Raw genomic sequence first — 24240 nt, forward strand, 5'->3', positions numbered from 1 at the left:
CCACGGCGATGGTCGGCGGCGTCGCGCCCAGCACGCTGACCGGACCCGCGGTGCGCAGCCGCAGGCGCGCATGCACCGCCCCGTCGAGCGCCAGCACGGGCGAGCGCGCTTCGCCGCCCGCCTGGGCGAGCCGGTACACCACGGCATCGACCAGCGGCGCCTCGTCTGAACCGGCCGCGCGCTGAACGGGCTGGCGCTGCTGGTGCCGCAAGGCATAGAGCGGATTGCGGGGCACGGGCTGCGGCGTCTGCGCGGCCGACGCGGGCTCGAACAGGCCCGAGATCGCGACCTGCGCCAGCGTGTTGATGTCCGCCAAGTCGATGCGCAGGCTCTGCACCGGCAGGCCGCGCGGCAGCAGGTAGTCGCAGTAGTCGGTGGCGCAGCGCTCGGGCTTCAGCGCGGCGGACCATTCGAGCGGCGCGACGGGCTCGACCTCTTGCACGCTGTCGATGCCCACGCCGGTCAGCACCGCGCCGTGTTGCGGATCGCTCCAGCGCAGCCGCAGGAAACGCGTGCGCAGATTGCCCAGGTCGACCGCGAGGCGCTCGATGGTCTGGCCGCCGTGGGCCAGCCGCACGAGCTGCTCTTCGCCGCCCACCGCGCGCCATTGACGCAGGTCGTCGCTGGCTTCGAGGCGGAAGGCGAACAGCCCGCGCGCATCGGGCGCGATCTCGAAGCGCGCCTGCAGCAGGCTGCCCCTGACCTGGCTCACGTCGATGAGCCACGGCGTGGCCTCGCCCGCCTTGCGGCTGGCCGCGGCGGCCTTGCCGTCCAGTGCCAGCGAGCCGTCGGGGCGCACCGTGAACGCGAGCGAGGTGTCGCCCGACGCCGCGCCGGTGTCGCTGCCGGGCAGCGCGAAGATCGGCACGTTGCGCGAGGCGGTCTGCGGCGTCGCGGCTTCGTTGCGCAGCCATGCGTAGGGCACGGCGTGGCCGGCGGCGTTGCGCACGCGCAGGTCGCGCAAGTCGACATGAGCCGCGCGGCTGTAGATGGCCAGCGGCAGCGCGAGGCGGTGGTACGGCCCCGCGCCCTCCAGCGTGATCGGTGCGGTGGCCACGGGCTGCGCGACGGCGCCCACGGCGGCCACCGCCCACAGCGCGGCGCCTGTGCGAAGCGCGCTCATCGAATACCTGTTCATGTCGCACCGCCTTCCGTCGGCGCCTTCGGCGGCGCTTCTGCGTCTTCCTTCTTCGGCGGCACGGGCGCGAAGTACCCCACCAGCAGAAGCAAGGCCCCCACCGCGATGAACGACACGATGCGGAACAGTCCGCCCCGGTCCGCCAGCTCGACGAAGAACAGCTTCAACACGACCACGCCGAGCAGCGCGGCACCCGCGACCCACAGCGTGCGCACCCTGCGCGAATGGCCCAGCACCATCGCGATCACGCCGCACACGGCCCAGGTGATGGACAGTGCCGCCTGCGTGAGCCACGAGGCATAGAGCGCGTCGAAACGCCATTCGACGCCCGCGTAGTGATGGCAGGTGCGCAGCACCATGCCGGTCAGCAGCGCGAGCCCGGTGAAGCCTGCCGCGCCCTTCGCGACCATGGGTTGCACGCGCGCGAACGAGCCGGCCGGCAACGCGCGCCACCACAGCACCAGCGCGAACAGCACGAGCCACTGCGCGAGTTCGAGCGGGTTCAGCAGCGGCACATACGGCAGCGGCGCCGCGTCGCCGGGGCTGACCGCATTGGTCACCCACACCCATGCGAGCAGATAGGCCGCCACCGGCGTCGCGGCAAGCTCCAGGTACGCGGCGCGGTACTCGGCCAGCGGCCAGCGCTGCAGCAGCACGCGCGAGCGCAGCGCCCACAGCACGAGCGCCGGCACGATCGCCCAGCCCAGCAGTTGCCAGCTCGACCACTCGGCACCGACGCGGCCCAGTTGCCATTGGCACTCGCGGGCCGCGAGCAGCAGGAAGAGCCAGAAACCGGCGACATGGAATGGCGTCAGCGCCGAGGCGTTGAACCACTGCTTCTGCGCGCGCAGCAGGCGCAGGTGCCAGGCGAGCGCCAGCGGCCATGCCACCCAGCCCAGCGCGCTCGACGGCACGTAGAAGAACGTCAGGCCGCCCGCGATGCCGTAGGCGGCGATCAGCCCGAAGCCCGGCAGCGTGGCGATGGTCGCCTTGCCGAGCTGCGCCCAGTCGCGGCGATGCGCCACCAGCGCGGCCAGCGCGGAGGTGACGAGCACCACTGCCATTGCCGCAGCCACCACATAGGCCGCCAGCCCCTCGCGGTTTAGCACGCGCACGCTTTCGTCCAGCACGCCGAACAGCCACCAGCCGAGCCCCCAGACCACCGGCGCCCACAGCACCGGCGCAACGGCGCACCATGCATTGGTCCAGCGCTTGCGCGCCGCGCCCGTCGGCTCGTTGACACGTGGCCGCGCCTCGTCGCGCAGCCAGTCGCCCGCCAGCAAGGCGGCCAGGCCGAGCACCACGGGCGCCAGAAATGCAGGCCGGCAAAGGCCGGCGCGGCGGCGTCGAGCTCGACCGACTGGGTCGCGCCGAACGCGCAGGCCGAAATCACCTGCAGCACGCCCGCCAGCGCGGCGAGCGGGAAGTGCGCCATGCGCAACGCCACCCACAGCACCACCGTGGCGGTCAGCGGCCACAGCAGCGCGGCCTGCGCAAGGCTCAGCTGGAACAGCATCGCCAGGTGCAGCAGGCTCACGCCCGCGAGCACGCCGATGACATTGCCGGTCGACCACACGGGCTGCACGCCGCGCGCCAACGCGGCGCGATGCGCCTGCAGCATCGACCACGCGGCGCTGCCGAGCACACTCAGCGCGATCACGCTGGCCGCCACGGCGCCCTGCCATCCGCTTTCGAGCACCCGGCCGTCGACGATCTCGCCGGTGCGATGCAGCGTGGCGATGAAGCCCGCGACCGCGAGCGCCTGCATGCCGAAGCTCACATAAGTCAGCGGCAGCAAGGCGACGCGGATGGCCACGGCGAAGGTGGCCGAGGCGAGCACGGCCGTTGCGGCGGCGGCCCACGGCGGCGTCCACCACTGCCACGGCAGCAGCGTGAGCGCGGCCATGGCGAGCCACGGCAAGGCGCTGCCGGCCATGGCCTCCACGCCGTTGCCCTCGTCGAGCTTGGCGCGGCGGTGCATGGCCCACATCGCGAACGCGCTCACGGCCACCAGCACCGGGCCGATCACCGAGCCTTCGAGCAGCGGATGCCCCGGCGCGGCGTCGAGCCCCGTGGCTTCGAGCAGCTTCAGCACCGCACCGGCGAACACCACGAACGAGAAGGCGCGCGCATACACCCGCCCCTGCCGTGCGCCCAGCCAGTACATGCCCGCAGCCTCGACCGCCCAGGCGGCGCCCGTCCACTGCCCTTCGAGGCCGAGCGGAATCGCGAGCGTGCCGAAGATCACGCCGACGATGGCATAGGCCTCCGCGAGCAGCGCCAGCCCCTTGGGCTGCGTGGCGAACACCAGCCGGCCCATCACGAGGTAGAAGGCCGCGAGCGCATCGCCGAGAACGCGGCGCCGTACTCCCACGGCCGCATCAGCAGGTATTGCATGCCGAACGCGACCATCGGCGTGCCGAACACCAGCGAGCTGTCGACCCGGCCCGCGCGGCGCAGGGTGTCGAGCGCGCGCGTGGCCAGCGGTTGCGCGGGCTGCACCGGCGCGTCGAACAGCGTGCGGCGCGCGAACAGCAGGCCGATGGCGGTGAACAGCAGGAAGAACACGATCAGGAAGGGCTGCACCGTCGCGTACTGGTCGTCGGTGTAGTACTTGTGCGCCCAGCCGGCCGCCAGCGTGAAGGTGCCGACGAAGCCGATCAGGTTGAGCACGCGCCAGGCCCGGAACCACGCGATGAGCACGATGCCGATGTCGAGCACCAGCAGGTAAGTGAAGAGCGCCACCGGCTGGTTGGAACCAGTGGATGCGAGCACCGGCGCTGCGAAACCTTCGAGCGCCGCGACGATGGCCAGCATGGGCGCGTTCTGCAACACGGCCAGCGCGGCACTGAGCACCGCCACGCCGAACAGGAATGCAAAGCCGACGCTGGCCGGCAGCAGTCCGCTGAGCTTCATGGCCGCGAGCGTCGTGAGATAGAAACGCCGATGCCCGCGCCCTGCAGGATCAGCGCGTAGCCCGCGCGCTTCTTGCGCAGCAGCCAGCCCAGCACCAGCAGGCCGGCGCCGACCAGCGCCACCGCCGCGTAGCGCAGCTCGATCGGCACGGTGACGCGTTCGGCCGTGTAGCGCAGCAAAAAGGCCAGGCCGAGGAACAGGATCAGCACGCCGAGCTTGACGAGCATGTTGCCGCCGAAGATCAGGTTGGCGATGGGCGCGGGGAGGCGGTCGCGCAGCGGGACCGCAGGGGGTGGAGGCGGCGGGGGTGGCCGGCGCACGGGCAGCGGCGGGGCGACGGGCGGCTGGGGAGCGGGAACGATGGCCTCGGGGACGAGGGCCGGTTCGGGCTGCACCGGGGCGGCTGCGGGTTCGATTGCGGGCGCGCTTCGGATTTCGGCGCCTGCATGATCGAGATACGCGGTCGCGCCATCTCGGCAGCCTGCGCGGGCTTCCCGGCCAGCGGCAGCGAAGGCGCCTCGGCCAACGGCATGCTCGTCTGCGAAGTCGCGAGATCGCCCGCAGCGGCTTCAGGGATCGGGGGCGGTAGGGGCTGCACCGCGACCTCGCCCTGCATCAACCGGCTTTCGAGCAAGGCCACGCGCTGCTCGAGTTCGGTCACGCGCTGCTGCAGCTTCACCACGCTGCCGACGGGCGCCGTGGCAGCCGACTGCGCCGGGCCCGGCGCCTGCAGGCGTTCAGCCTCGGTGCGATGCGGCTCGGCTTTCTTTTTCTTGCCGACCAGTTGCGGCAGCGCGAACGCACCGATCACCGCAAGCACCAGCGCCACGGGCACCGACTCGAACAGCGCCCCGATGAACAGGCCGGCAATGATGCCAATGAACCACATCCTGACTCCCCTTGTTTGGCGAGTGCGGAGTGTACGGTGGTTCAGGGCACGATCCGCTCTCGTGCCCCGCCCTGCCTTATTTGTTAGCTATTGTTTTAGTAGCGATATCAAATCGGCGTGAGCTTGGCCACCGACAGCGCGAGCCACTTGATGCCGTGCCGCGCGAACTTGACCTGCGCGCGCGCGTCATCCCCGGTGCCTTCGAGCGCCGTCACCGTGCCCTCGCCGAACTTGTTGTGGAACACCTGCATGCCCGAGCGCAGGCCGTGCGAAGGCGCGGTTTTCTGCGGAGGCACGGGCGGGCTGGCGAAGGTGTCTTTCTCGCGGCTGCTTCCGCCGCCGTAGCTGTTGCCGTAGCTGCCGCCACCGCCCCCTGCCCCGCCGCGCGTGCTGCCATAGCCGCCGCCGTAGCCGAAGGCCGAGGTGCCGCCGCCGAAGCCCTGGTTCTTGGGCGTGAGCCACTTGAGCGCGCCCTGCGGCAGCTCTTCGAAGAAGCGGCTCTTGACGTTGTAGCGGGTCTGGCCGTGCAGCATGCGCGTCTGCGAATGGCTCAGGTACAGGCGCTTGCGGGCGCGCGTGATGGCCACGTACATCAGGCGGCGCTCTTCCTCGAGGCTCTCGAAGTCGCTCATCGAGTTCTCGTGCGGGAACAGGCCCTCTTCCATGCCGGTGATGAACACGCAGTCGAACTCCAGGCCCTTGGCGGCGTGCACGGTCATCAGCTGCACCGCGTCCTGCCCGGCCTGCGCCTGGTTGTCGCCCGACTCGAGCGCCGCGTGCGTGAGGAAGGCCGCAAGCGGGCTCAGCGTTTCGCCGGTCTCGGCGTCGGGCGCGAGCGGCTCGTCGATCACCGCGCGCGTCAGGTCGATGCCCTGGCTCGCGGGCGACTGGCGCAGCTCGTCGACCGGCAGCGCCACGGCGTCGCGGCCGAAGCCTTCCTGCGTGACGAAGCTCTCGGCCGCGTTCACCAGTTCGTCCAAGTTCTCGATGCGGTCGGCGCCTTCGCGGTCGGCCTTGTAGTGCTCGACAAGGCCGCTGTGGTCGAGCACCAGCTCGATGATCTCGCGCAGGCTCACGCCCTGGGTCTGCTCGCGCAGCACGTCGATCTTGGCGACGAAGCCCGTGAGGTTGGCGCCCGCCTTGCCGCCGACCACGCTCACCGCATCGTGCAGCGAACGGCCGGCCGCGCGGGCCGCGTCCTGCAGGGTTTCGAGCGTGCGCGCGCCGATGCCGCGCGGCGGAAAGTTCACGACGCGCAGGAAGCTGGTGTCGTCGTCCTTGTTCTCGAGCAGGCGCAGGTAGGCCAGCGCGTGCTTGATTTCGGCGCGCTCGAAAAAGCGCAGGCCGCCGTACACGCGGTACGGCACCGACGCGTTGAAGAGCGCCGTTTCGATCACCCGGCTCTGCGCGTTGCTGCGGTAGAGCACGGCCATTTCCTTTCGGTCGTAGCCGTCGCGCGCGAGCTGGCGCATTTCCTCGACCATCCACTGCGCTTCGGCCAGGTCGGTGGTCGACTCGTACACGCGCACGGGCTCGCCGGGGCCCTGGTCGGTGCGCAGGTTCTTGCCCAGGCGTTTCTTGTTGTGGCTGATGAGTTCGTTGGCCGAGTCCAGGATGTTGCTGTAGCTGCGGTAGTTCTGCTCCAGCTTGATCTGGTGGCGCACATTGAACTCGCGCACGAAGTCGGTCATGTTGCCCACACGCGCGCCGCGGAAGGCATAAATGCTCTGGTCGTCGTCGCCCACGGCGATCACGCTGTTGTTCTCGCTGGGCTCGAAATGCCCGCTGACGACGTTGCCCGACAGCATCTTGATCCACGCGTACTGCAGGCGGTTGGTGTCCTGAAACTCGTCGATCATGATGTGGCGAAAGCGCCGCTGGTAGTGCTCGCGCACCGGGTCGTTGTCGCGCAGCAGTTCGTAGCTGCGCAGCATGAGCTCGCCGAAGTCGACCACGCCTTCGCGCTGGCACTGTTCTTCGTAGAGCTGGTAAAGCTCGACCTTCTTGCGGTCGTCGTCGCTGCGCACCTCGACGTCGCCGGGGCGCAGGCCGTCTTCCTTCGCGCCGGCAATGAACCACTGGGTCTGCTTGGCCGGAAAGCGCTCGTCGTCGACGTTGAACTGCTTCATGAGCCGCTTGATGGCCGAGAGCTGGTCTTGCGTGTCGAGGATCTGGAAGGTCGAAGGCAGGTTGGCCAGCTTCCAGTGCGCGCGCAGCAGGCGGTTGCACAGGCCGTGGAAGGTGCCGATCCACATGCCGCGCACATTGACGGGCAGCATCGAGGTCAGCCGCGTCATCATTTCCTTGGCGGCCTTGTTCGTGAAGGTCACGGCGAGGATGCCGCCGGCCGACACCTGCCCCGTCTGGAGCAGCCAGGCGATGCGGGTGGTGAGCACGCGCGTCTTGCCGGAGCCGGCGCCCGCCAGGATGAGCGCATTGCCGGCCGGGAGCGTGACCGCGGCGAGCTGCTCGCCGTTCAGGTTCTTCAGCAGCGGCATTTCCGAGGGACTCGGGGAGTGGGCGTCAGCCGCAGGATCGTTAAACAACATCCTGCGATTGTAGAAACCACTGCGTATGCGGGTTATATGAAGAAGCGGAAGACCCGCCAGCGCGAGACCGCGTAAACTCAATCACCGGGCCCAAGTTTCTTGCGCCCGGTTTTTTGTGGGCGTTTCCCTTGCGGAACGCACCGCCAAAGCCGGCCGGACCAAGCGCTCTTTCGTTCCTTTCAACGATTCCTTTCAGGAGCCTGGCCATGCAAATTTTCGACTACGACAACATTCTTCTGCTCCCCCGCAAGTGCCGCGTGGAGAGCCGCTCCGAGTGCGACGCCAGCGTGACGCTGGGCGCGCGCACCTTCCGCCTGCCGGTGGTGCCCGCCAACATGAAGACGGTGGTGGACGAATCGATCTGCCTGTGGATGGCGCAGAACGGCTATTTCTACGTGATGCACCGCTTCGACCTGGACAACGTCAAGTTCGTCAAGGACATGCAGGGCAAGGGCGTGTTCGCCTCGATCTCGCTGGGCGTGAAGAAGCCCGACTACGACACCGTCGACCAGCTGGTGGCCGAGGGCCTGGTGCCCGAATACATCACCATCGACATCGCGCACGGCCACGCCGACAGCGTGAAGAACATGATCGGCTACCTCAAGCAGAAGCTGCCGGCGTCGTTCGTGATCGCCGGCAACGTCGGCACGCCTGAAGCGGTGATCGACCTGGAGAACTGGGGCGCGACGCGACCAAGGTCGGCATCGGCCCGGGCAAGGTCTGCATCACCAAGCTCAAGACCGGCTTCGGCACGGGCGGCTGGCAGCTGTCGGCGCTCAAGTGGTGCGCGCGCGTGGCGACCAAGCCGATCATTGCCGACGGCGGCATTCGCGACCACGGCGACATTGCCAAGAGCGTGCGCTTCGGCGCATCGATGGTGATGATCGGCTCGCTGTTCGCGGGCCACGAAGAGTCGCCGGGCAAGACGGTGGACGTCGACGGCACGCTGTTCAAGGAGTACTACGGCTCGGCCAGTGACTTCAACAAGGGCGAGTACAAGCACGTCGAGGGCAAGCGCATCCTCGAGCCGATCAAGGGCAAGCTGGCCGATACGCTCATCGAGATGGAGCAGGACGTGCAGAGCTCGATCAGCTACGCGGGCGGCCGCACGCTGATGGACATCCGCAAGGTCAACTACGTCACGCTGGGCGGCGACAACGCGGGCGAACACCTGCTGATGTAAGCGCCCTGCCCTGACTCGCTGCGAAGTGGGTCAGGCTTCGAGCAACTGCACCGCGTGCCGGTGCAGCACATGGGTCGGGTCGGCGAGCGCATCGACCACGCCGAAGTGGTTGAGCCCCGGCAACACCTCGCACACCGGCACGGCGTTGCGGCCCCACGCGTCGCGAATCATCGCGTTGTGGCGGATGAACTCCTCGCTCTCCTGGCCACCGGCGGCCGCGTAGAGCTGGCCGCGCTTGGGCGCGGGCCACAGGGCCGGGCTGGCGCGCAAGGCGTCGGCGTCGGTCAGGTTCAGCGTGTGCTCCAGGAACGGCGTGCGCTGCAGCGGCCGCAGGTCGTAAAGGCCCGAGATCGACAGCGCATTGCGCACCAGTTGCGCGGGCAGGTCGGGTGCGACGGCCTTCCAGTCGCAAGACAGCAACGCCGCCGCCATGTGGCCGCCGGCCGAATGCCCGGCCACGGTGATGCGTGAAGGGTCGCCGCCGTAGGCCGCGACGTGGCGCCACGTCCATTCGAGCGCGCGCACCATCTGCATCACGATTTCAGGCACCGTGACCGGCCGCTCCGGCGTGCCCGGGCACAGCGCGTAGTTGGGCTGGACCACGCAGATGCCGCGGTCGTTGAACGCCGGGGCAATGAAGGAGTGCTGGCTCTTGTCCATCGCGCGCCAGTAGCCGCCGTGGATGAACACCAGCACCGGGGCGTCGGGCACCGGCGCTGGAAAGATGTCGAGTGTTTCGTTCGCGCCGTTGCCGTAGGGCACGTCGATCCGGCCGGGCAAGGCGTCGCGCGCGGCGGCCGAATCGCGGGTCCATCGCTCGAAGTACGCGGGGTGGTCTTTCACCCGCGCGAGGTTGTTGTACATGCCTTCCAGCCAGGCGGGTTCGTACGAAGCCATGCGATTTTTCTCCGAGTTTCGCGAGGCGCGAATCTTGGCACGGCGCATGCGCCAAAACGGGAGTTCTGGTTAAAATTCGGCTTGTGTTGGGGGGGTAGCTCAGCTGGGAGAGCGCCGCGTTCGCAATGCGGAGGTCGTGAGTTCGATCCTCATCCTCTCCACCAACCGACACAGAAAAGGCCTTGGCATTCGCCAGGGCCTTTTCTTTTTCTACCAGCTCGTTCGCTCCGTCAGGTATCGAGCGTCAGGTGCTGGCCGTGCAGCGCGGCGGCGCCCGGCGAGGTGAGAAAACCGATGGTCTGCGCCGCGACCGACGTCGAGACCCATTCGGCCGGATTGGCGTCGGGCATGGCCTGGCGGTTCGCGGGCGTGTCGAGCACGCTGGGCGCCACGCTGTTCACGTTGACGCCATGCGGCGCGGCCTCGGCCGCCATGGCTTCCACCAGGCGCTGCAGCGCGCTCTTCGAGGCGATGTACGCGGACATCGCCGGCAAGCCGCGCGCGGCGACCTTCGCGGTCACGGCCACGATGCGGCCCGCGCGGCGCTCGATCATCGAAGGCAGCACGGCCTGCGTCACCGCGACGAACGACCACGCATTGAGATTCATCATCCGGTCCCAGCTCTCGCGCGTCAGCGCATGCGTGGCCTCGCCCATTTCGAAGCCGCCCGCGATATGCACGAGCGCATCGATGCGGCCGAAGGACTTGAGCACTTGCCCGGCGAGATCGGCCATGCCGGTCGCCGAAGTCACGTCGCCCGCGAGCAGCAGGTGCTGCGAGTTGTCGAGCCCCGGAAAGACTTCGGCCAGACGGCCCGCGTGGTGGTCGACCAACGCAAGGCGCGCGCCCTGCTCGAGAAAGTGCTGGGCCACGGCGCGGCCGAGTGCGCCAGCGGCGCCGGTGATCAAGACATGGGAGGTGATGCTCGCATCGCTCATGGAAACTCTCCTGGTGGAAGGGGCGTGGCCCGTCGGTGATGGCGAATGCTAACGCTGCGACTCACAAATTTTTTGGACAAGCTCAAATTCTGGGATATACTCGTGGTCTTGCCAGAAAACACTAAACGTTTTCAAAGCAAGGGCTCTTAGCTCAGTTGGTAGAGCAGCGGACTCTTAATCCGTAGGTCGAGTGTTCGAGTCACTCAGGGCCCACCACCAACAAGCGCAGCAATGCTGAACCGCCCGCTACCCACAAGGTAGCGGGCGTTTTTCATTGTGGCGAGATTTGCTTGTGTGAGCTCAACCCAGGCTGGGACGCTCCCTCAAAAACTGCGGTTGTACGTAAACAGCAATGCCGCCTTGCCCAGCGGTGCAATCTGCACCGAGTCCCGCTTCGTGAGGCGGTAGCCCAGCGCCGGAATCACCAACGGTGAAAAGCCGCCGTGGTTCAGTGGCACCTTGTTCTTGTATTCACCCACGTAGCCGTACATCACGCCGACCGTCAGCTTGGCGTAGAGCGATGGCTGGTTGAACAGGTTGTCCCAACGATAGCCGTAGTACGCGTAGCCACTCGGCTGGCCGAAAGAGTTGCTGAAAAATCCTGCGCCCCAAAGCCAGTTGTCAGCCAAGTGCCGCTCGATCCCTATCAGGTAGACGCTGCGGTGTTCGGGGCTGTGGGTCCAGTGATAGGCGTAGGGCGAGATCGTCAGCTCCCACTTGTCCTCTGCACTCCTGTTGTGCTGAATGACTTCGTCGGTCGAAGCGGCTGGCGGCGCCTGGGCATGGACCTGCGGCACCTGCAGGCCGATCCACCCGATCAGTGCAAGAGAAGCCAGATGACGATGGCCCGTCGAAATACGCATGGTCGAGTCCTTGTGGCACCTCCCTCCACGGTCGGCGGCCAACGCGTCTGTTTCTTGTCGCGAAAAGCCCTCACGGGGCTCTCGAACACGATCGGTGATCGCACCTCATCCATGGCCTCGCACGTTTGGCAAAGGTGACTTTAGACCGCGAAGCGCGGGGCTTTCTGAATCCATTCTGAAGTTCCCGCCGAGGCGAAACTCAAGCGTCGCGTTCGCGGTCGCGCTGGACGAACCGAGCCACCTCGCGATCGAACACTTCGTACTGGCCGTCGCAGAAAAGCTCGCAGAGCCGATCGAGTTCGCCACGCGTGCATTCATTGACAACTTCCGCGTTCCGCTCCAGTTTGCCCTTGCCGAAGAAGCCCTTGTGCATCTGCATCGACACCGCTTGCAGTTGGTAGCTCCAGCTTCCTTGGTAGCCAAGCGCCGTAACCCACAGCTCTCGCTGCGCGGGTTCGTTCTGCAGCACCAGCGCCGGCAACGGCCCGTCCTGTTGCTCGTCCCATTCCTCGTGCTGCTCTTTCCACGGAAAGCCGTCGATGGCGGTCACGAAGGCAATCAGGTCCGTCGCGCCTTGCGGGTCTGTTTGCTGATAGTCGTAGCCAACTTTCTGGATCGCGTAGGTCAACATGGTGGCGAAGTGGCGGATGCCTCATGAGTGATGAAGACACCATTCTGCGGCGCATCGGCGGCACACCCGTGCTCGGCGCGCCTGCGCAACCACCGCAATCCGTCATTGCGAACTCCTGACCTACAGGCCGACCTTTCAGGCACCTGGACTTTATTCACAATACGAAGAGCTACTTAACAAATCTGAGCATTTGGCTGGACAGCACCTACAGCTGTCTCAATCCAACCTTTTCCAGCAGCGCTGAAAAGTGGAGATTCACGCCACCGCTGTCGCACAAGGGACAGAGGGCAGACCCGGCATCGCGCAACGCATGCGGCTTGGCTTGAAAAACTCATCGACAGGGAAGCTCGCAATGACCTGGTTAGCGGAACCGAAACCCATCGCCCTCGTGGGCTGCGACAAAGTCCAGGCCGTACTGCTGACTGAGAGGCTTCGGTCCCTGGGCCACGCGTCGACATCGTTCGAGAGCGGCGCCGATTTCCTGGTGGCACTGGGCAGCGGCACCAAGTTCGGCATGCTCCTGCTGACGCTGCGAGGCGAAGGGGGATGGGCGGGGCTGGTGGCCATGTGCAAGGTGCTGCACATTCCTGCGCTCCTGGTCATCGACGAGTCGCAGCGCCATCTTCCGGTCGACGAGCTGGTCACAGTGCGCGACGAAACCTCGAGAAGCCCCGCCATCGACTTCATCGTCTGGCCGATCAACGACCTTGAGCTCGACTGGCGCATGCGGGCCCTGATTCGCCGCGTCGACGTCCCGGCGCAGCCACAGCCTCGCACGGTCGACCTGGTCTTCGACGGCTACCACTTTCTCGGCCCCAACCGCGTGATCGTGCATGAAGACCGCGAGGTGCGGCTGAAGCCGCGCGAGTTCGAACTCGCACTGCTGCTCTTTCGAAACAGCGGGCGGCTGCTGGAGCGGGACTGGATTCTTTCGCTGCTCTGGGGCACCGAGGTTTCGCGCAAGGACAGCCGGGTGCTCGACGTCTGCATGTCGGGCATTCGCCGCAAGCTGTCTCTGTGCCGGGAAAACGGGTTCATCCTGCACACCGTGTACGGCCGGGGCTATGAACTCGGCCGCATGCCCATTCCGTCGGAGCGTCAAGTGCAAGGGATCGAATCCTTCGGGGGCCTTCGCGCCGCGGAAGTCCATGCCGCCGCCGCTTGAGGCCTGACTTGGGGCGGGTTCAAGCCTTGGGACAGGGCTGGCAAATGCTGGATGCAGGCCCCGGTGCCAACGCACGACAACAGAGACTAAGACGCCCCCTCGCCCCGCCCTGCGATCCACCCGTCGACAAAGCGCGCAAGCGCATCGCGCTGCTCGCCCACCTCGGCCATCAGGTACTGCCGCGCATGTTCTTGCGCCAGCTCGCTCGACAGAAACCACTGTTCGCGCGCACGGCTGCCCTGCACCGGCGGCGTGCCCCAGGCCGCGCTTTGGCTGCCAAGAAAGGCCTCTGTCACCGGCAGGCGCCCATCCGTCTTGCCGATGTCCGACAGCGCGCCGCGCGGGCCGCCGAGCACGATGCGAACCTGCACCACCTCGTCGTCCGCGTCGATGACCGCGCCGAGGCCACCCGATTGGTGCACCTGCCAGAGCTGCGCCGCCGAAGCATTGCGAACCCAGCTTTCCAGTGCGCGGCCCAAGCTTTCAAGAATGATTTCTTTGTTCATACGGCAATATTTCACGGTTTTAACTGGCACGTACGCACCGCTTTCTACACAAGTACCAAAGACACCTGTCAGGCATGGCATCTTGCAATGGCTGTCACGCACCATAAGAACAGTACGACAGGGACATCAAACTCGAAGCTCAAAAGCTCGTTCAGACCCGCTCATGCGGGTATTTTTTTGCCTGTCCACCGCCGGTGTCGATCGCGATGTCCAGGAACCACACAATGTGTCCTGCGCCGGCGGGTGCTTTCGAGCGTGAGCTATATTTCTTCCCATGGAAAAGGCTTCCGACATAGGCAAACCCACGGTGCCCATCGACCTGATTGGGCCGGACCACTGGCCTCGCTCGCGGCGCGGCGGTGGCCGTGCAACCAAAGTGATCTTCGTCATCGTGGGGGGACTCGCAGCCGCGGGGGTCATCGCCTACCGCTTCTTCGGCGTCGGGCGCTGACCTCGACGACTCGCACGCCCCACGCAACCAAGCCCGCCGCCTCCAGGACAGCGGGCTTTTTTCATGGGCGAGGGCAAGGAGCGAGATCACCGCCCCGCCCCTACTGCAGCCGCGAGCCCTTGGGCAGGCGCTTCGCGAGCCACTCGTGCACGTCCGCACGGATGTTGCGGCCTTCGAGCAGAAAGTTCTCGAAGCGGCTCGGCACATACGGCAGATAGACCAGCGGCATGCCGGCTTCCTCGGGCGTGCGCGCGGCCTTGCGGTTGTTGCAGACCGCGCACGCGCTCACAAGGTTGGTCCACGTCCACGGGCCGCCGCGCGACTCGGGCATCACGTGCTCGCATTGCAGGTCGCGCTCCTGGAACACGCCCGCGCAGTAGGCGCAGGTGTGGCGGTCGCGGCGCAGCAGCTTGCTCTTGGTGACGCTCGGCACCACGTCGAAGAGATTGATCTTCGACGCGCCGCACAGCGCGATGATCGGCGCCACCTCGACACGCGACTGCACACCGCGCGCCACGTTGAAGCCGCCGCGCAGCGTGGCCAGCGGCAGCTCGCCGTCTTCCCAGGCCACGGAGCCGGTGGCGTAGTGCAACACCGCCTGCTCCAGCGAGATCCAGGCTTGCGGCGTGCCCTGAATATCGAGTTGCAGGACGTGAGGGTGCATGACTCGCCTCCTTTCGCGGCGATGGTCGTCGTGACGACGTGGAACGAAATACAAAGAACGATGGGGTGCACGAACGGGATCGAACCGTCGTCAGCGGGACCACAACCCGCGGCTCTGCCATTGAGCTACGCGCACCATGAAACATGAGCGATCAGCCGGCTGGCCGCCTTATTACCACTCGCCGACCGCGCGCACGCGCTGGTCGAGATCGAGGCCGTCGAACTGCGGCGCCTCGCCTTGCGATGCCGACGCGCCTTCTGCGGCGCGACCTGCACTGGTCAAGATGCCGAAGCGTTGGGCCAGGGCCAGCACCATGCGCTTGCGCGGCTGTGCCGGGCGCACGGTGATCATCCGGATCGGGGTGTTGCGCTTGCGCATGAGTGACTCCTTGGTTGATGTGACAGCAAACTCGAGAAAAAAATGGCCCCACGTGCACGACTCGAACGTGCAACCCCTTGCTTCGTAGGCAAGTGCTCTGATCCATTGAGCTAACGCGGGTCGAAAAACAAACAAGCAAACAATGTCCGGTGACGGGTTCCGGCGCCGCCCAATCGTTGCGGCCGGTTTCCGCGGGAGGGCCACTTGCATGGCCGGCTCCCGCTCGAGTTGGGGGTTGAAAAAAAGACGGTTGCCCGCCTGCTTTCCATTCCGGTTGTGTCCTCACGCGACGGACAGCACGCGGGGTGCGGTCCCGTACGACGTCGCTGCACAGGAGAGATCAATTCCTGCACATCCCGCCAGACCGTCTACGCGGTGGGTTCTGGCGGTGTGGTGAAGGCACACCCGGAATGGCCAAGCACGGCCAACAACGAACAAACGACAAAAACAAAAAGGCCCGGAACCTTGCGGTTTCCGGGCCTCTGTGTGAGAGAGCTTGGAAGGTATGCGCCTACGCGCAACCTCCACCCGGTAGCACCTGATCCTCGACTTTTCCAACGCGCAGGCTGGCTGCGGCTTGCGTGGAATACGCGTGGCTCTGGTGCTGATTCAGTCGGACCGACGGCATGCCATCGAAACCACCACACGCCCAGACGCGCACGAGCGATCGGCCCGAGGCGGGTCGAATGCTGATGAAGGTCAATGCGGTGTTCACGATGGTTCCTGAGTCAAAAATTGCCGCTGTCGGCTGTAAAGGGTTGGAAAAAAGGTACGGCTTGGGCCGCGAATGAAGACAACTGTAAATAGTGTTTACGGCGACGTCAACAACCGGGACAATCTTTTTTTGTCTTGTTGTTGTTTTTGAACAGTGCCCAATATCACCGTCGCGCGTCGCCGCAATGCCCTCGCGCTTCATCGCCGTTTCCTCGAAGAGGCAGTTGCCGCGGGCCTGCCCGCCAAGGGGCTGGACCAGGCGTTCGCCAAGAAGGTCGAGATCTCTCCCAGCATGTGGAGCCAGATCAAGAGTTCGCGGCCCATCGGCGACAACCTGGCACGGCAGATCGAACGGCACTGCGACGTGGAGGCCGGCTGGCTCGACAAGGAAGACCGTCCCTCCGAGGTGCCCGACGCGGCGGAAGAACGCTTCATCGCGGCTGCGCGCGAGGCATGGCGCACGGCCAACGCCAAGGGCAAGAAGGAACTCAGCGGCTGGCTGAAGAAGCGCGCGCAAGACGCCGCTGGTGGCGAGCCCGCGCCCTGAAGATCAGGCCGCGCCCAGCTCGGGCGCGTCGCGCAGGATGGCCGCGCGCATGTCGTCCGGAATGGCGACCGCACGATGCGTTTCCAGCGAGGTCGTCACGATCACCTGCGTCATCTGCATGCGCACTTCGCCGGTCTGTGCGCTGAAGCAGCGCACCGCCAGCGTCATTGAACGCGAGCCCAGCCGCTGCACCGCCAAGCCGAGCATCACCGGGTCGCCCATGCGGCTCACGGCGCGAAAGTCGACATCGAGCTTCACGGTCGGCAGGCCGATGCGCCGCTGCGCCACCAGCCCGTGGTAGCTGAGCCCCAGGCCTTCGTTGACCCAGTCCTCGATGAGCCCGTTGAGCATCACGAAGTACTGCGGATAGAAGACGATGCCCGCCGGGTCGCAGTCCGAGAAGCGAATCAGCCGCGGCCGCCGGAATTCCCTGGCCTCGCTCATCGTCAGCCCTCCTCGCCCGCCGGCTCGCCGCGCATCACATGCACGCGCAGCAGGCCGAGCTGCGTGTGCAGCTGCTTCACCGTCTTCATGTCGAGCCCCGAGAACATCTCGAGGATCCACTGCTCGTGCTCGCTGGCCATCGTCTCGAAGGTGCGGCGGCCCGCGGGCGTGAGGCTCACGATCCACGCGCGGCGGTCGTCGGGGCTGGGCGCGCGCGCCACCATGCCTTCGCGTTCGAGTTCGTCCGTCAGGCCTGTGACGTTGCCGCCCGTCACCATCAGGTAGCGCGACAGCACGCGCATCTTGAGCCCGTCCTTGTAGCGATAGAGCTGCGCCATGTAGTCGAAGCGCGCCAGCGAAATGCCGAAGCGCTCGCGCAACCGGCGACGGATCTCGGCCTCGATCTGCGTCGTGCTGGCCAGCATGCGCAGCCACAGCTTGAGCATCGCGTGGTCCTCGTGGCCCGCGCGCGCCTCGTGGCCCAGTTCTTCCGCATCGCTCAGCACGGCGTGCGAGGCATCGTTGCTGCGTGTCATGTGACTTCCCCCCCTGAAACCGAAATCGATTGGCCCGTGACCGACGCGGCGCTCTCGCCGCACAGCCAGCGCACCGCGTCGGCCACTTCGGCTGGCTGCACGATGCGCCGCTGCGGGTTGACGCTGGAGAACTCCGCCAGCGCATCGGCCTCGCTGCGCCCGGTCTTGCCGACCACGTTGGCCACGCTGTTGCGCAGGATGTCGGTGTCGGTATAGCCCGGGCACACCGCGTTCACCGTGATGCCCTTGCGCGCCACCTCGAGCGCCAGCGAGCGCGTGAGCCCGACCACGCCATGCTTGGCCGCGGTGTAGGCCGCCACATAGGCATAGCCCTTCTGCCCCGCCGTGCTCGCGATGTTGACGATGCGGCCCCAGCCCGCGTCGAGCATGTCGGGCAGCGCTGCCTGCGCGCACAGGAAGCTGCCGGTGAGGTTGACCGACAGCATGCGCTGCCAGAGGTCGAACGAGGTCTTGAGGAACGGCGCGCTCTCGGCCGCACCCGCGTTGTTGACCAGGACGGCGACAGCGCCGCGCGCGCCACGGGCCTCGGCGAAGGCGGCCTGCACCGCTTCCGGGTTCGCCACGTCGGCCGCGACCACGCCGTGCCCACTTCCCGCAAGCGAATCGGCCACGCGTTGCAGCGCCTCGCGGTCACGCCCCAGCAACGTAAGAACGGCGCCCTCGGCGGCCAGGGTGCGGGCGATCTCGGCGCCGATGCCGCGCGCAGCGCCGGTGACGAGTGCGTGGCGGCCAGTCAGTGAATTTGATTGCATACCTGAATATTTTAGTTCTGAATCATTTTAGCGGTGCAGGCCCGTGCGGGTTGTCACCGCATGAAACGGCCGCCGTTGAGGTCCAGCGTCGCGCCGGTCATGAAGGCGGCCGCCGGTGACGCGAGGTAGACGACCGCCGCGGCCACTTCCTCCGGCAGGCCGAAGCGTCCGAGCGGAATGCCGGCCTGCAAGGCTTGCTGCCTTGCGGGCTCCAGCGCATCGAGCGCGGGGCTGCGGATTGCCGCCGGAGCCAGCGCATTCACGGTCACGCCGTGCGGTGCCAGTTCTTGCGCGAACGAACGCGTCAGCGCCAGCAGACCCGCCTTGCTGGCCCCGTAGTGCGCGCCGGTCGCGGCGCTGACCTGTTGCCCCGCCATCGACGCCAGGTTGACGATGCGGCCCTGCCCTCGTTCGCGCATGTACCGCCCCGCGATGCGGCAACCGAAGAAGCTCCCGCGCAGGTTGATGGCGAGCACGTCGTCCCACTCTTGTGGCGTGATGTCCCACAGCGATGTCGTCGCCGTGCGCGCCGCGTTGTTGACCATGATGTCGACCGCGCCGAAGTGCGCGACCGCCCTGTCGAAGCAGGCGCGGAAGGCCGCCTCGTCGCGCACGTCGAGTTGCAGCGCCAGCCCGTCGACTTCCGCCGCCACCGCTTCCACGTTCTCGCCATCGATGTCGGCCAACGCCACGCGCGCACCGGCCTCGCGCAGCCCTCGCGCAATGGCCGCGCCGAGCCCCTGCCCCGCCCCCGTCACGAACGCCACGCGGCCGGAAAGCGCAGGCATCGGGTTCGTCATGCCATCAGCTCCTTGCGGGCCGGCCGTCCCAGGTCTGCGGCCCCACGCCGCGCTCGCGCAGCTTGAATTTCTGCACCTTACCGTTCTCGGTGCGCGGCAGATCGGCCAGCACGTCGATGTAGCGCGGCACGGCAAAGTACGGCAGCCGGCCTTCGCAGAAGCGCGCCAGCTCCGCCGGGTCGACCGGCACGCCCTCGCGCGCCACCAGCGCCGCCATCACTTCGTCTTCCGCCAGTTCGGAGCGCACCGGGTACACGGCGCACGCGGCCACGCCCGGGTGGCTCAGCAGCACCTGCTCGACCTCGAACGAAGAGATGTTCTCGCCGCGCCGACGGATCGCGTCCTTGATGCGGTCGACGAAACGGAATGCGCCATCCGCATCGCGCACCACGCGGTCGCCGGTATGGAACCAGAGATTGCGCCACGCCTCGACCGTCTTCTCGGGCATGTTGAAGTAGCCGCTCGCGAAGGCGTGCGGCTCGTCGGCACGCAGCAGCAACTCGCCGGCCTCGCCGGGCGGCAGCGCCACATCGTGCGCGTCGGCCACGCGCGCCTGGAAGCCCGGCCGCAGCCAGCCCATGACACCGCCGCGCGGCGAATCGGGCGCGGTCGCGATCGCGAAGTTGGTCTCGGTCGAGCCGTAGCCTTCGAGCAGCGACACCCCCGTGCGCGCCTTGAAGGCAGCGCCCGCGGCGGACGGCACACCGGGCCCCAGCCCGATGCGCACGCGGTGCTCCCGCTCGCCCGCGCCCTCCGGCTGCGCCAGCAGAATCGGCACCATCGCGCCCAGCAGGTAGACCACCGTGGCGCCGCTCGCGCGCATCGTGGGCCAGAAGCCCGAGGCCGAGAAGCGCGACTCGAACACCACCTCGGCTCCGGTCAGCGCGGCCTGCGCGAAGGTGTTGAGTGCGTTGATGTGGAACAGCGGCAGCGTGGTGCACAGCACGTCGTCAGCCCCCACGCCGAGCACTTCCGCGCTGTTCACGCCCCACCAGAAATACTGTGCGTGCGGGCAAATCACGCCCTTGGCCGGGCCGGTCGTTCCCGACGTATAGAGGATCGCGAGCGCATCGCCCGGCTGCACCGGCGCGGGCTCGACGGCCTCCCCGGCCTCGGGGTACGGCACCACGCGCACGCCGGCCGGCGCCTGCCATGCCCCCGCCTGCATCTCGCCGATCACCCAGATCTCTCGCAGCGCCGTGCGCGCCAGGTCCGCCGTCGCCAGCCGCTCGACGAACGCCGCCTCGATGACCAGCAGCTTCGCCTGGCTGTTCGCCAGGAAGTATTCGAGCTGCGGCCCCATCGACGCCGTGTTCATCGGCACGATCGACGCACCCAGCCAGCCCGCGCCGAGAAAGCTCTCGAGAAACTCGATGCGGTTGCCGCACATCACCGCGATGCGGTCCCCTTGCGTCACCCCGGCGGCGGCCAGCGCACCGGCGCGCACAGCCGCCGCGTCCGCCGCATCGCGATGCGCCCATGCACGCCCCGCGATCCGCAGCAACGCCCGCGAGCCGAACATCTCGGCCTGCCGGCGCAGCATCACCGGCAGCGTGCGCTGCAGGGGCGGCACGGCGCGGGCGTCACTCGTCATCGTGCGTGCCTCCGCCCAGATAGGTCGCCTGCACGCGCGGGTCGCTCGCGAGTTCGGCCGAGGCGCCCGACAGCGCGATCTCGCCGGTCTCCAGCACATAGCCCTGGTCCGAGCTTTCGAGCGCGGCACGCGCGTTCTGCTCCACCAGCAGGATCGACACGCCGTCTTCGCGCAGCTTGCGCACGATGGTCAGGATGTCGCGCACGATCAGCGGCGCCAGGCCCAGGCTGGGCTCGTCGAGCATCAGCAGCCGCGGCGCCGACATCAGCGCGCGCCCCACCGCCAGCATCTGCCGCTCGCCGCCCGACAGCGTGTCGGCGCGCTGGGTGCGCCGCTCCGCCAGTCGCGGAAAGCGGTCGTACACCGACTGCAGCCGCTTCTTCATCGCGTCGCCGCGCAGCCGCTTGGCATAGGCACCGAGCTGCAGGTTGTCGAGCACGGTGAGTTCGCCGAACAGCTCGCGCTTCTCGGGCACGAGGCACAGGCCGCGCTCCACGCGCGCCTCCACGTCGAGCCCCTGCAGGTCTTCGCCCTCGAAGCGCAGCGTGCCCTTGCAGGGCAGCAGCCCCATCGCCGCCGCCAGCAGCGTGGTCTTGCCCGCGCCGTTCGGCCCGATCACCGAAATGATCTGCCCCGGCTGCAGGTCGAGCGACACACCGCGCACCGCCTCGACCTGCCCGTACGACACATGCAGGTCGCCAATCTCCAGCATCGCGGTCATTTGGCTACCCCCAGGCTTCTCACTTCGTGTAGTTCTCCTACCCCCTGAAGGGGGCCCGCGCCTTCGGGCGGCCGTGCGGCGCTCATACAACGCTCCCCAGGTAAGCCGCCTGCACGCGCTCGTCCGCGCGCACCGCCGACGGCACGCCCTCCACGAGCTTGGAGCCGAAGTTCATCACCACCAGCCGGTCCACCAGTTTCATCACGAAGTCCATGTCGTGTTCGACGATGAGGATGGTCACGCCTTCCTCGCGCAGCTTGCGCAGCAGGTCGCCCAGGGCCATCTTCTCCTTGCGGCGCAGGCCGGCGGCGGGCTCGTCGAGCACCAGCAGCACCGGGTCGGCGGCCAGCGCGCGCGCAATCTCCAGAATGCGCTGCGTGCCCAGCGGCAGGCTGCCCGCCAGCTCGTGCGCGCGGTCGCCCAGGCCGATACGGTCGAGCTGGCGCTGCGCCTCCTGCAGGATCTGCATTTCTTCCGTGCGGTCCAGCCGCAGCCCCGCCTTCAGGATGCCCGAGCGCGTGCGCGAATGCGCGCCCAGCGCCACGTTGTCGAGCAGGCTCATGTGCGGGCGCAGCTTCACGTGCTGGAAGGTGCGCGCCAGCCCCAACCGCGCCACCTGGCGCTGCGGCATGCCGGCGATGTCGTGGGCCAGGAAGCGCACCTGGCCCGAGCTCATCGGCAGCGTGCAGGTCAGCAGGTTGAACATGGTCGACTTGCCCGCGCCGTTGGGCCCGATCAGCCCGACGATTTCGCCGGCCTTCACGTCGAAGCTCACGTCGTTCACCGCCACCAGGCCGCCGAAGCGCTTGACCGCGCCGTTCACCGACAGCACCTGCGAGCCGCGCTCGGGCAGCGTGCGGTGCGCCAGCGGCTCGACCGGCGGCGCCTCGTGGCGCGACGGCCCTTGCACGGCGCCGCGCCTGCGCGTCCAGCGGCGCAGCAGGCCCATCACCCCGCCGCGCGCAAAGTGCAGCAGAAGGATGAAGAGCGCCGCGAAGGCCACGGCTTCCAGCTGGCCCGCGCGCTGCGTGAGCATCGGCAGCACGTCCTGCAGCCCGTTCTTCAGCACCAGCACCAGCGCCGCACCGACCAGCGCGCCCGCCAGTTGCCCGAGCCCGCCGGCCACCGCCATCAGCAGGTACTCGATGCTCGCGCGCACGTCGAAGGGCGACGGGCTCACGAAGCGGTTCATGTGCGCATAGAGCCAGCCCGCCAGCCCCGCGAACAGCGCGGCCGTGACGAACAGCGACAGCCGCACGCGGTACGCGTCCGCGCCCACGCTCGCTAGCAGCGTGGCACCGCCGCGCAGCCCGCGAATCGCACGCCCCGGCCGCGACTGCAGCAGGTTGTGGCTGAACAGGCAGGCCAGGCCGACCACCACCCAGATCAGGTAGTACATCGCGCGCGGTTCCGCCAGCGACCAGCCCGCGACCTGCAGCGCCGGAATGTTCGACAGCCCCGTGTGCCGCCCGAGCGCATCGACGTTGCCGAACAGCATCGCGATCGACAGCCCCCACGCGATGGTGCTCAGCGGCAGGAAGTGCCCGCCCAACCGCAGCGTGAGCATGCCGATGGCCAGCGCCGACAGCCCCGTGAGCAGCAGCGCGAACAGCAGCCCGATCCACGGCGACATGCCCTGCGTGGTCGTGAGCCACGCCGTCGCATAGGCCGCGATGCCGACGAAGGCCGCCTGCCCGAACGAGGTCGCGCCGCCCACGCCCGTGAGCAGCACCAGCCCCAGCGCCACCAGCGCGCCGATGCCGATGTCGTTCAGCAGCGAGACCGTGAAGCTCCCCGCCACCACCGGCACCAGCGCCAGCACCACGACCACCCCGGCGATCCACGCCATGCGTTTGCGATTGCCGTTCATTGGTCCACCTCGTCTTCTTCCTCTTCGGCGTGCGTGGCCATGAAGGAGCGCAACATGAGCACGGGAATCAGCAGGCTGAACACGATCACGTCCTTCAGCGCGCCGCTCCAGAACGAAGCAAAGCTCTCGACCACGCCGACCGCGAGCGCGCCGATGGCCGTCATCGGGTAGCTCACGAGCCCGCCGATGATCGCGGCCACGAAGGCCTTCAGGCCGATGATGAAGCCCGAGTCGTAATACATCGTCGTCACCGGCGCGATCAGCACGCCGATCAGCCCCGCGAGCAGCGACGCGCAGCCGTACGCCAGCAGCGCCGTGCGCCCCGGCCGGATGCCGACCAGCCGCGCGCCCACCCGGTTCACCGCCGTGGCGCGCAGCGCCTTGCCGGCCACCGTGCGCTCGAACACCAGGAAGAACAGCCCGCTCAGCACGATGGCCGCGCCCACCATCAGCACCACCTGCCCGCTGACCGTGAAACCGTCGCTCAGCGTGAACACGGCGCTCGTGAGCGGCGTGGTGCGCGAACCCTCGGGTCCGAAGAACAGCAGGCCCAGGCCCGACAGCAGGAAGTGCAGCGCCAGCGACACGATCAGCAGCACCAGCACCGACGCATCGGCGATCGGCTGGAACACCACGCGCGCCAGCAGCGGCGCAATGGGCACCACGAGCAGCACGGCCACCGCGATGTGCACCGCCACCGGCACGCCGGGCCGCGCGGCCAGCCACGCCAGCACGCATGGAATGGCCGGCAGCACGCCCCACATCAGCACCGCCTTCGGAATGCGCGCGGCCTCGCCGCGGCGCAGCAGGCTGCCGATTTCGGTGGCCAGCGCCAGCGCCGCCAACACGGCCACCATGCCGATGGTCGGCGGCACGCGGTCGGTCTCGAAGGCCGCGAGCGACAGCGCCGCGAAGGCCGCGATGTCGCCGAACGGCACGAACACCACCCGCGTGACCGAAAAGATCAGCACCAGCCCGAGCCCGGCCAGCAGATAGACGGCGCCGTTGGCCAGGCCGTCGGTGAGAAGAATGAGCGCCACGTCCCATGTCATCGCGCGGCCCTCCGGAAAAGC

22 protein-coding genes, 4 tRNA genes and 2 pseudogenes are annotated in these 24240 nt (G+C 67.7%); 6 read left to right on the forward strand and 22 right to left on the reverse strand.

Annotated features, from left to right (window positions below):
- From BMG07_RS18040 to BMG07_RS18050, 5 genes and pseudogenes are all read right to left on the reverse strand, one after another.
- Window positions 1-1123 (reverse strand): DUF3999 family protein (locus tag BMG07_RS18040; protein ID WP_198085717.1); only part of this gene is annotated, 1123 nt, incomplete at its 3' end.
- Window positions 1124-1134: 11 nt separating this feature from the next.
- Window positions 1135-2316 (reverse strand): DUF2339 domain-containing protein, encoded by a 1182-nt coding sequence (locus BMG07_RS42345; protein ID WP_374221294.1) that lies wholly within the window; start codon window positions 2314-2316, stop codon window positions 1135-1137.
- Window positions 2241-4281, reverse strand: a pseudogene (locus tag BMG07_RS42350) (DUF2339 domain-containing protein). Before BMG07_RS42350 ends, BMG07_RS42345 begins: the two are co-directional and overlap by 76 nt.
- 14 nt (window positions 4282-4295) lie before the next feature.
- Complete coding sequence (locus BMG07_RS42360) at window positions 4296-4943, reverse strand: hypothetical protein (RefSeq protein WP_269759123.1); 648 nt, start codon at window positions 4941-4943, stop codon at window positions 4296-4298.
- Between the two features lie 107 nt (window positions 4944-5050).
- Window positions 5051-7492: a UvrD-helicase domain-containing protein gene (locus BMG07_RS18050; RefSeq protein WP_198085718.1), complete on the reverse strand. Its 2442-nt coding sequence runs from the start codon at window positions 7490-7492 to the stop codon at window positions 5051-5053.
- 206 nt (window positions 7493-7698) lie between these two features.
- On the opposite strand from BMG07_RS18050, the pseudogene BMG07_RS18055 reads away from it, so the two are divergent.
- Window positions 7699-8675, forward strand: a pseudogene (locus BMG07_RS18055) (GMP reductase).
- A gap of 30 nt (window positions 8676-8705) precedes the next feature.
- On the opposite strand, the gene BMG07_RS18060 reads toward BMG07_RS18055, so the two are convergent.
- Window positions 8706-9572 carry an alpha/beta hydrolase gene (locus tag BMG07_RS18060; RefSeq protein WP_198085719.1) on the reverse strand — a complete coding sequence of 289 codons (867 nt, stop codon included), beginning with the start codon at window positions 9570-9572 and terminating at the stop codon, window positions 8706-8708.
- A gap of 88 nt (window positions 9573-9660) precedes the next feature.
- On the opposite strand from BMG07_RS18060, the gene BMG07_RS18065 reads away from it, so the two are divergent.
- A tRNA-Ala gene (locus BMG07_RS18065) sits at window positions 9661-9736 on the forward strand.
- Window positions 9737-9802: 66 nt separating this feature from the next.
- Here the strand turns inward: BMG07_RS18065 and BMG07_RS18070 are convergent.
- Window positions 9803-10510: an SDR family NAD(P)-dependent oxidoreductase gene (locus BMG07_RS18070; RefSeq protein ID WP_198085720.1), complete on the reverse strand. Its 708-nt coding sequence runs from the start codon at window positions 10508-10510 to the stop codon at window positions 9803-9805.
- 140 nt (window positions 10511-10650) lie between these two features.
- Here BMG07_RS18070 and BMG07_RS18075 point away from each other — a divergent pair.
- A tRNA-Lys gene (locus tag BMG07_RS18075) sits at window positions 10651-10726 on the forward strand.
- A gap of 107 nt (window positions 10727-10833) precedes the next feature.
- Here the strand turns inward: BMG07_RS18075 and BMG07_RS18080 are convergent.
- Complete coding sequence (locus BMG07_RS18080) at window positions 10834-11373, reverse strand: hypothetical protein (protein ID WP_198085721.1); 540 nt, start codon at window positions 11371-11373, stop codon at window positions 10834-10836.
- A 199-nt stretch (window positions 11374-11572) separates the two neighbouring features.
- Window positions 11573-12004: a hypothetical protein gene (locus tag BMG07_RS18085; RefSeq protein WP_198085722.1), complete on the reverse strand. Its 432-nt coding sequence runs from the start codon at window positions 12002-12004 to the stop codon at window positions 11573-11575.
- Between the two features lie 247 nt (window positions 12005-12251).
- Here BMG07_RS18085 and BMG07_RS44160 point away from each other — a divergent pair, with 247 nt between their 5' ends.
- Entirely contained in the window at window positions 12252-13169 is a 918-nt protein-coding gene (locus tag BMG07_RS44160) for a winged helix-turn-helix domain-containing protein (RefSeq protein ID WP_198085723.1), read from the forward strand.
- A gap of 86 nt (window positions 13170-13255) precedes the next feature.
- Here the strand turns inward: BMG07_RS44160 and BMG07_RS18095 are convergent, their stop codons facing one another.
- Window positions 13256-13780: a hypothetical protein gene (locus tag BMG07_RS18095; RefSeq protein ID WP_269759124.1), complete on the reverse strand. Its 525-nt coding sequence runs from the start codon at window positions 13778-13780 to the stop codon at window positions 13256-13258.
- 169 nt (window positions 13781-13949) lie between these two features.
- Between BMG07_RS18095 and BMG07_RS18100 the strand changes: the two genes are divergently transcribed.
- Complete coding sequence (locus BMG07_RS18100) at window positions 13950-14126, forward strand: hypothetical protein (RefSeq protein ID WP_198085724.1); 177 nt, start codon at window positions 13950-13952, stop codon at window positions 14124-14126.
- A gap of 100 nt (window positions 14127-14226) precedes the next feature.
- On the opposite strand, the gene BMG07_RS18105 is transcribed toward BMG07_RS18100, so the two are convergent.
- The 4 genes from BMG07_RS18105 to BMG07_RS18120 all read right to left on the reverse strand — a co-directional run bounded on the left by BMG07_RS18105 (window position 14227) and on the right by BMG07_RS18120 (window position 15288).
- Entirely contained in the window at window positions 14227-14790 is a 564-nt protein-coding gene (locus BMG07_RS18105) for an HNH endonuclease (RefSeq protein ID WP_198085725.1), read from the reverse strand.
- 61 nt (window positions 14791-14851) lie between these two features.
- Window positions 14852-14925, reverse strand: a tRNA-His gene (locus BMG07_RS18110).
- A gap of 36 nt (window positions 14926-14961) precedes the next feature.
- Window positions 14962-15168: a short-chain dehydrogenase gene (locus tag BMG07_RS18115; protein ID WP_198085726.1), complete on the reverse strand. Its 207-nt coding sequence runs from the start codon at window positions 15166-15168 to the stop codon at window positions 14962-14964.
- Between the two features lie 43 nt (window positions 15169-15211).
- Window positions 15212-15288: transfer RNA gene (locus tag BMG07_RS18120), tRNA-Arg, on the reverse strand.
- Between the two features lie 748 nt (window positions 15289-16036).
- On the opposite strand from BMG07_RS18120, the gene BMG07_RS18125 reads away from it, so the two are divergent.
- Window positions 16037-16429, forward strand: coding sequence for a hypothetical protein (locus tag BMG07_RS18125; RefSeq protein ID WP_198085727.1), 393 nt, complete (start codon window positions 16037-16039; stop codon window positions 16427-16429).
- Between the two features lie 3 nt (window positions 16430-16432).
- Here the strand turns inward: BMG07_RS18125 and BMG07_RS18130 are convergent, their stop codons facing one another.
- The 8 genes from BMG07_RS18130 to BMG07_RS18165 form a co-directional block, all read right to left on the reverse strand.
- Entirely contained in the window at window positions 16433-16873 is a 441-nt protein-coding gene (locus tag BMG07_RS18130; protein WP_198085728.1) for a thioesterase family protein, read from the reverse strand.
- Window positions 16874-16875: 2 nt separating this feature from the next.
- The gene (locus tag BMG07_RS18135) at window positions 16876-17409 is read right to left on the reverse strand and encodes a MarR family winged helix-turn-helix transcriptional regulator (protein ID WP_198085729.1); all 534 of its coding nucleotides are present in this window, start codon (window positions 17407-17409) and stop codon (window positions 16876-16878) included.
- Window positions 17406-18182 (reverse strand): SDR family NAD(P)-dependent oxidoreductase, encoded by a 777-nt coding sequence (locus BMG07_RS18140; protein WP_198085730.1) that lies wholly within the window; start codon window positions 18180-18182, stop codon window positions 17406-17408. Before BMG07_RS18140 ends, BMG07_RS18135 begins: the two co-directional genes overlap by 4 nt.
- A gap of 53 nt (window positions 18183-18235) precedes the next feature.
- Window positions 18236-18982, reverse strand: coding sequence for an SDR family NAD(P)-dependent oxidoreductase (locus BMG07_RS18145; RefSeq protein ID WP_198085731.1), 747 nt, complete (start codon window positions 18980-18982; stop codon window positions 18236-18238).
- Between the two features lie 4 nt (window positions 18983-18986).
- Window positions 18987-20576, reverse strand: a complete 1590-nt coding sequence (locus tag BMG07_RS18150; protein ID WP_198085732.1) for an ATP-dependent acyl-CoA ligase — start codon at window positions 20574-20576, stop codon at window positions 18987-18989.
- Entirely contained in the window at window positions 20566-21297 is a 732-nt protein-coding gene (locus BMG07_RS18155) for an ABC transporter ATP-binding protein (RefSeq protein WP_198085733.1), read from the reverse strand. The genes BMG07_RS18150 and BMG07_RS18155 overlap by 11 nt, the downstream gene beginning before the upstream one ends.
- 82 nt (window positions 21298-21379) lie before the next feature.
- A complete protein-coding gene (locus BMG07_RS18160; RefSeq protein ID WP_198085734.1) occupies window positions 21380-23167 on the reverse strand; it encodes an ATP-binding cassette domain-containing protein in 1788 nt (595 codons plus the stop codon).
- Window positions 23164-24219, reverse strand: coding sequence for a branched-chain amino acid ABC transporter permease (locus BMG07_RS18165; RefSeq protein WP_198085735.1), 1056 nt, complete (start codon window positions 24217-24219; stop codon window positions 23164-23166). The genes BMG07_RS18160 and BMG07_RS18165 overlap by 4 nt, the downstream gene beginning before the upstream one ends.
- Window positions 24220-24240: the final 21 nt, after the last annotated feature.

Origin of the sequence: Variovorax sp. E3 (assembly GCF_016082275.1) — a bacterium.
In the GTDB taxonomy this organism is placed as follows: Bacteria; Pseudomonadota; Gammaproteobacteria; order Burkholderiales; family Burkholderiaceae_C; genus Variovorax.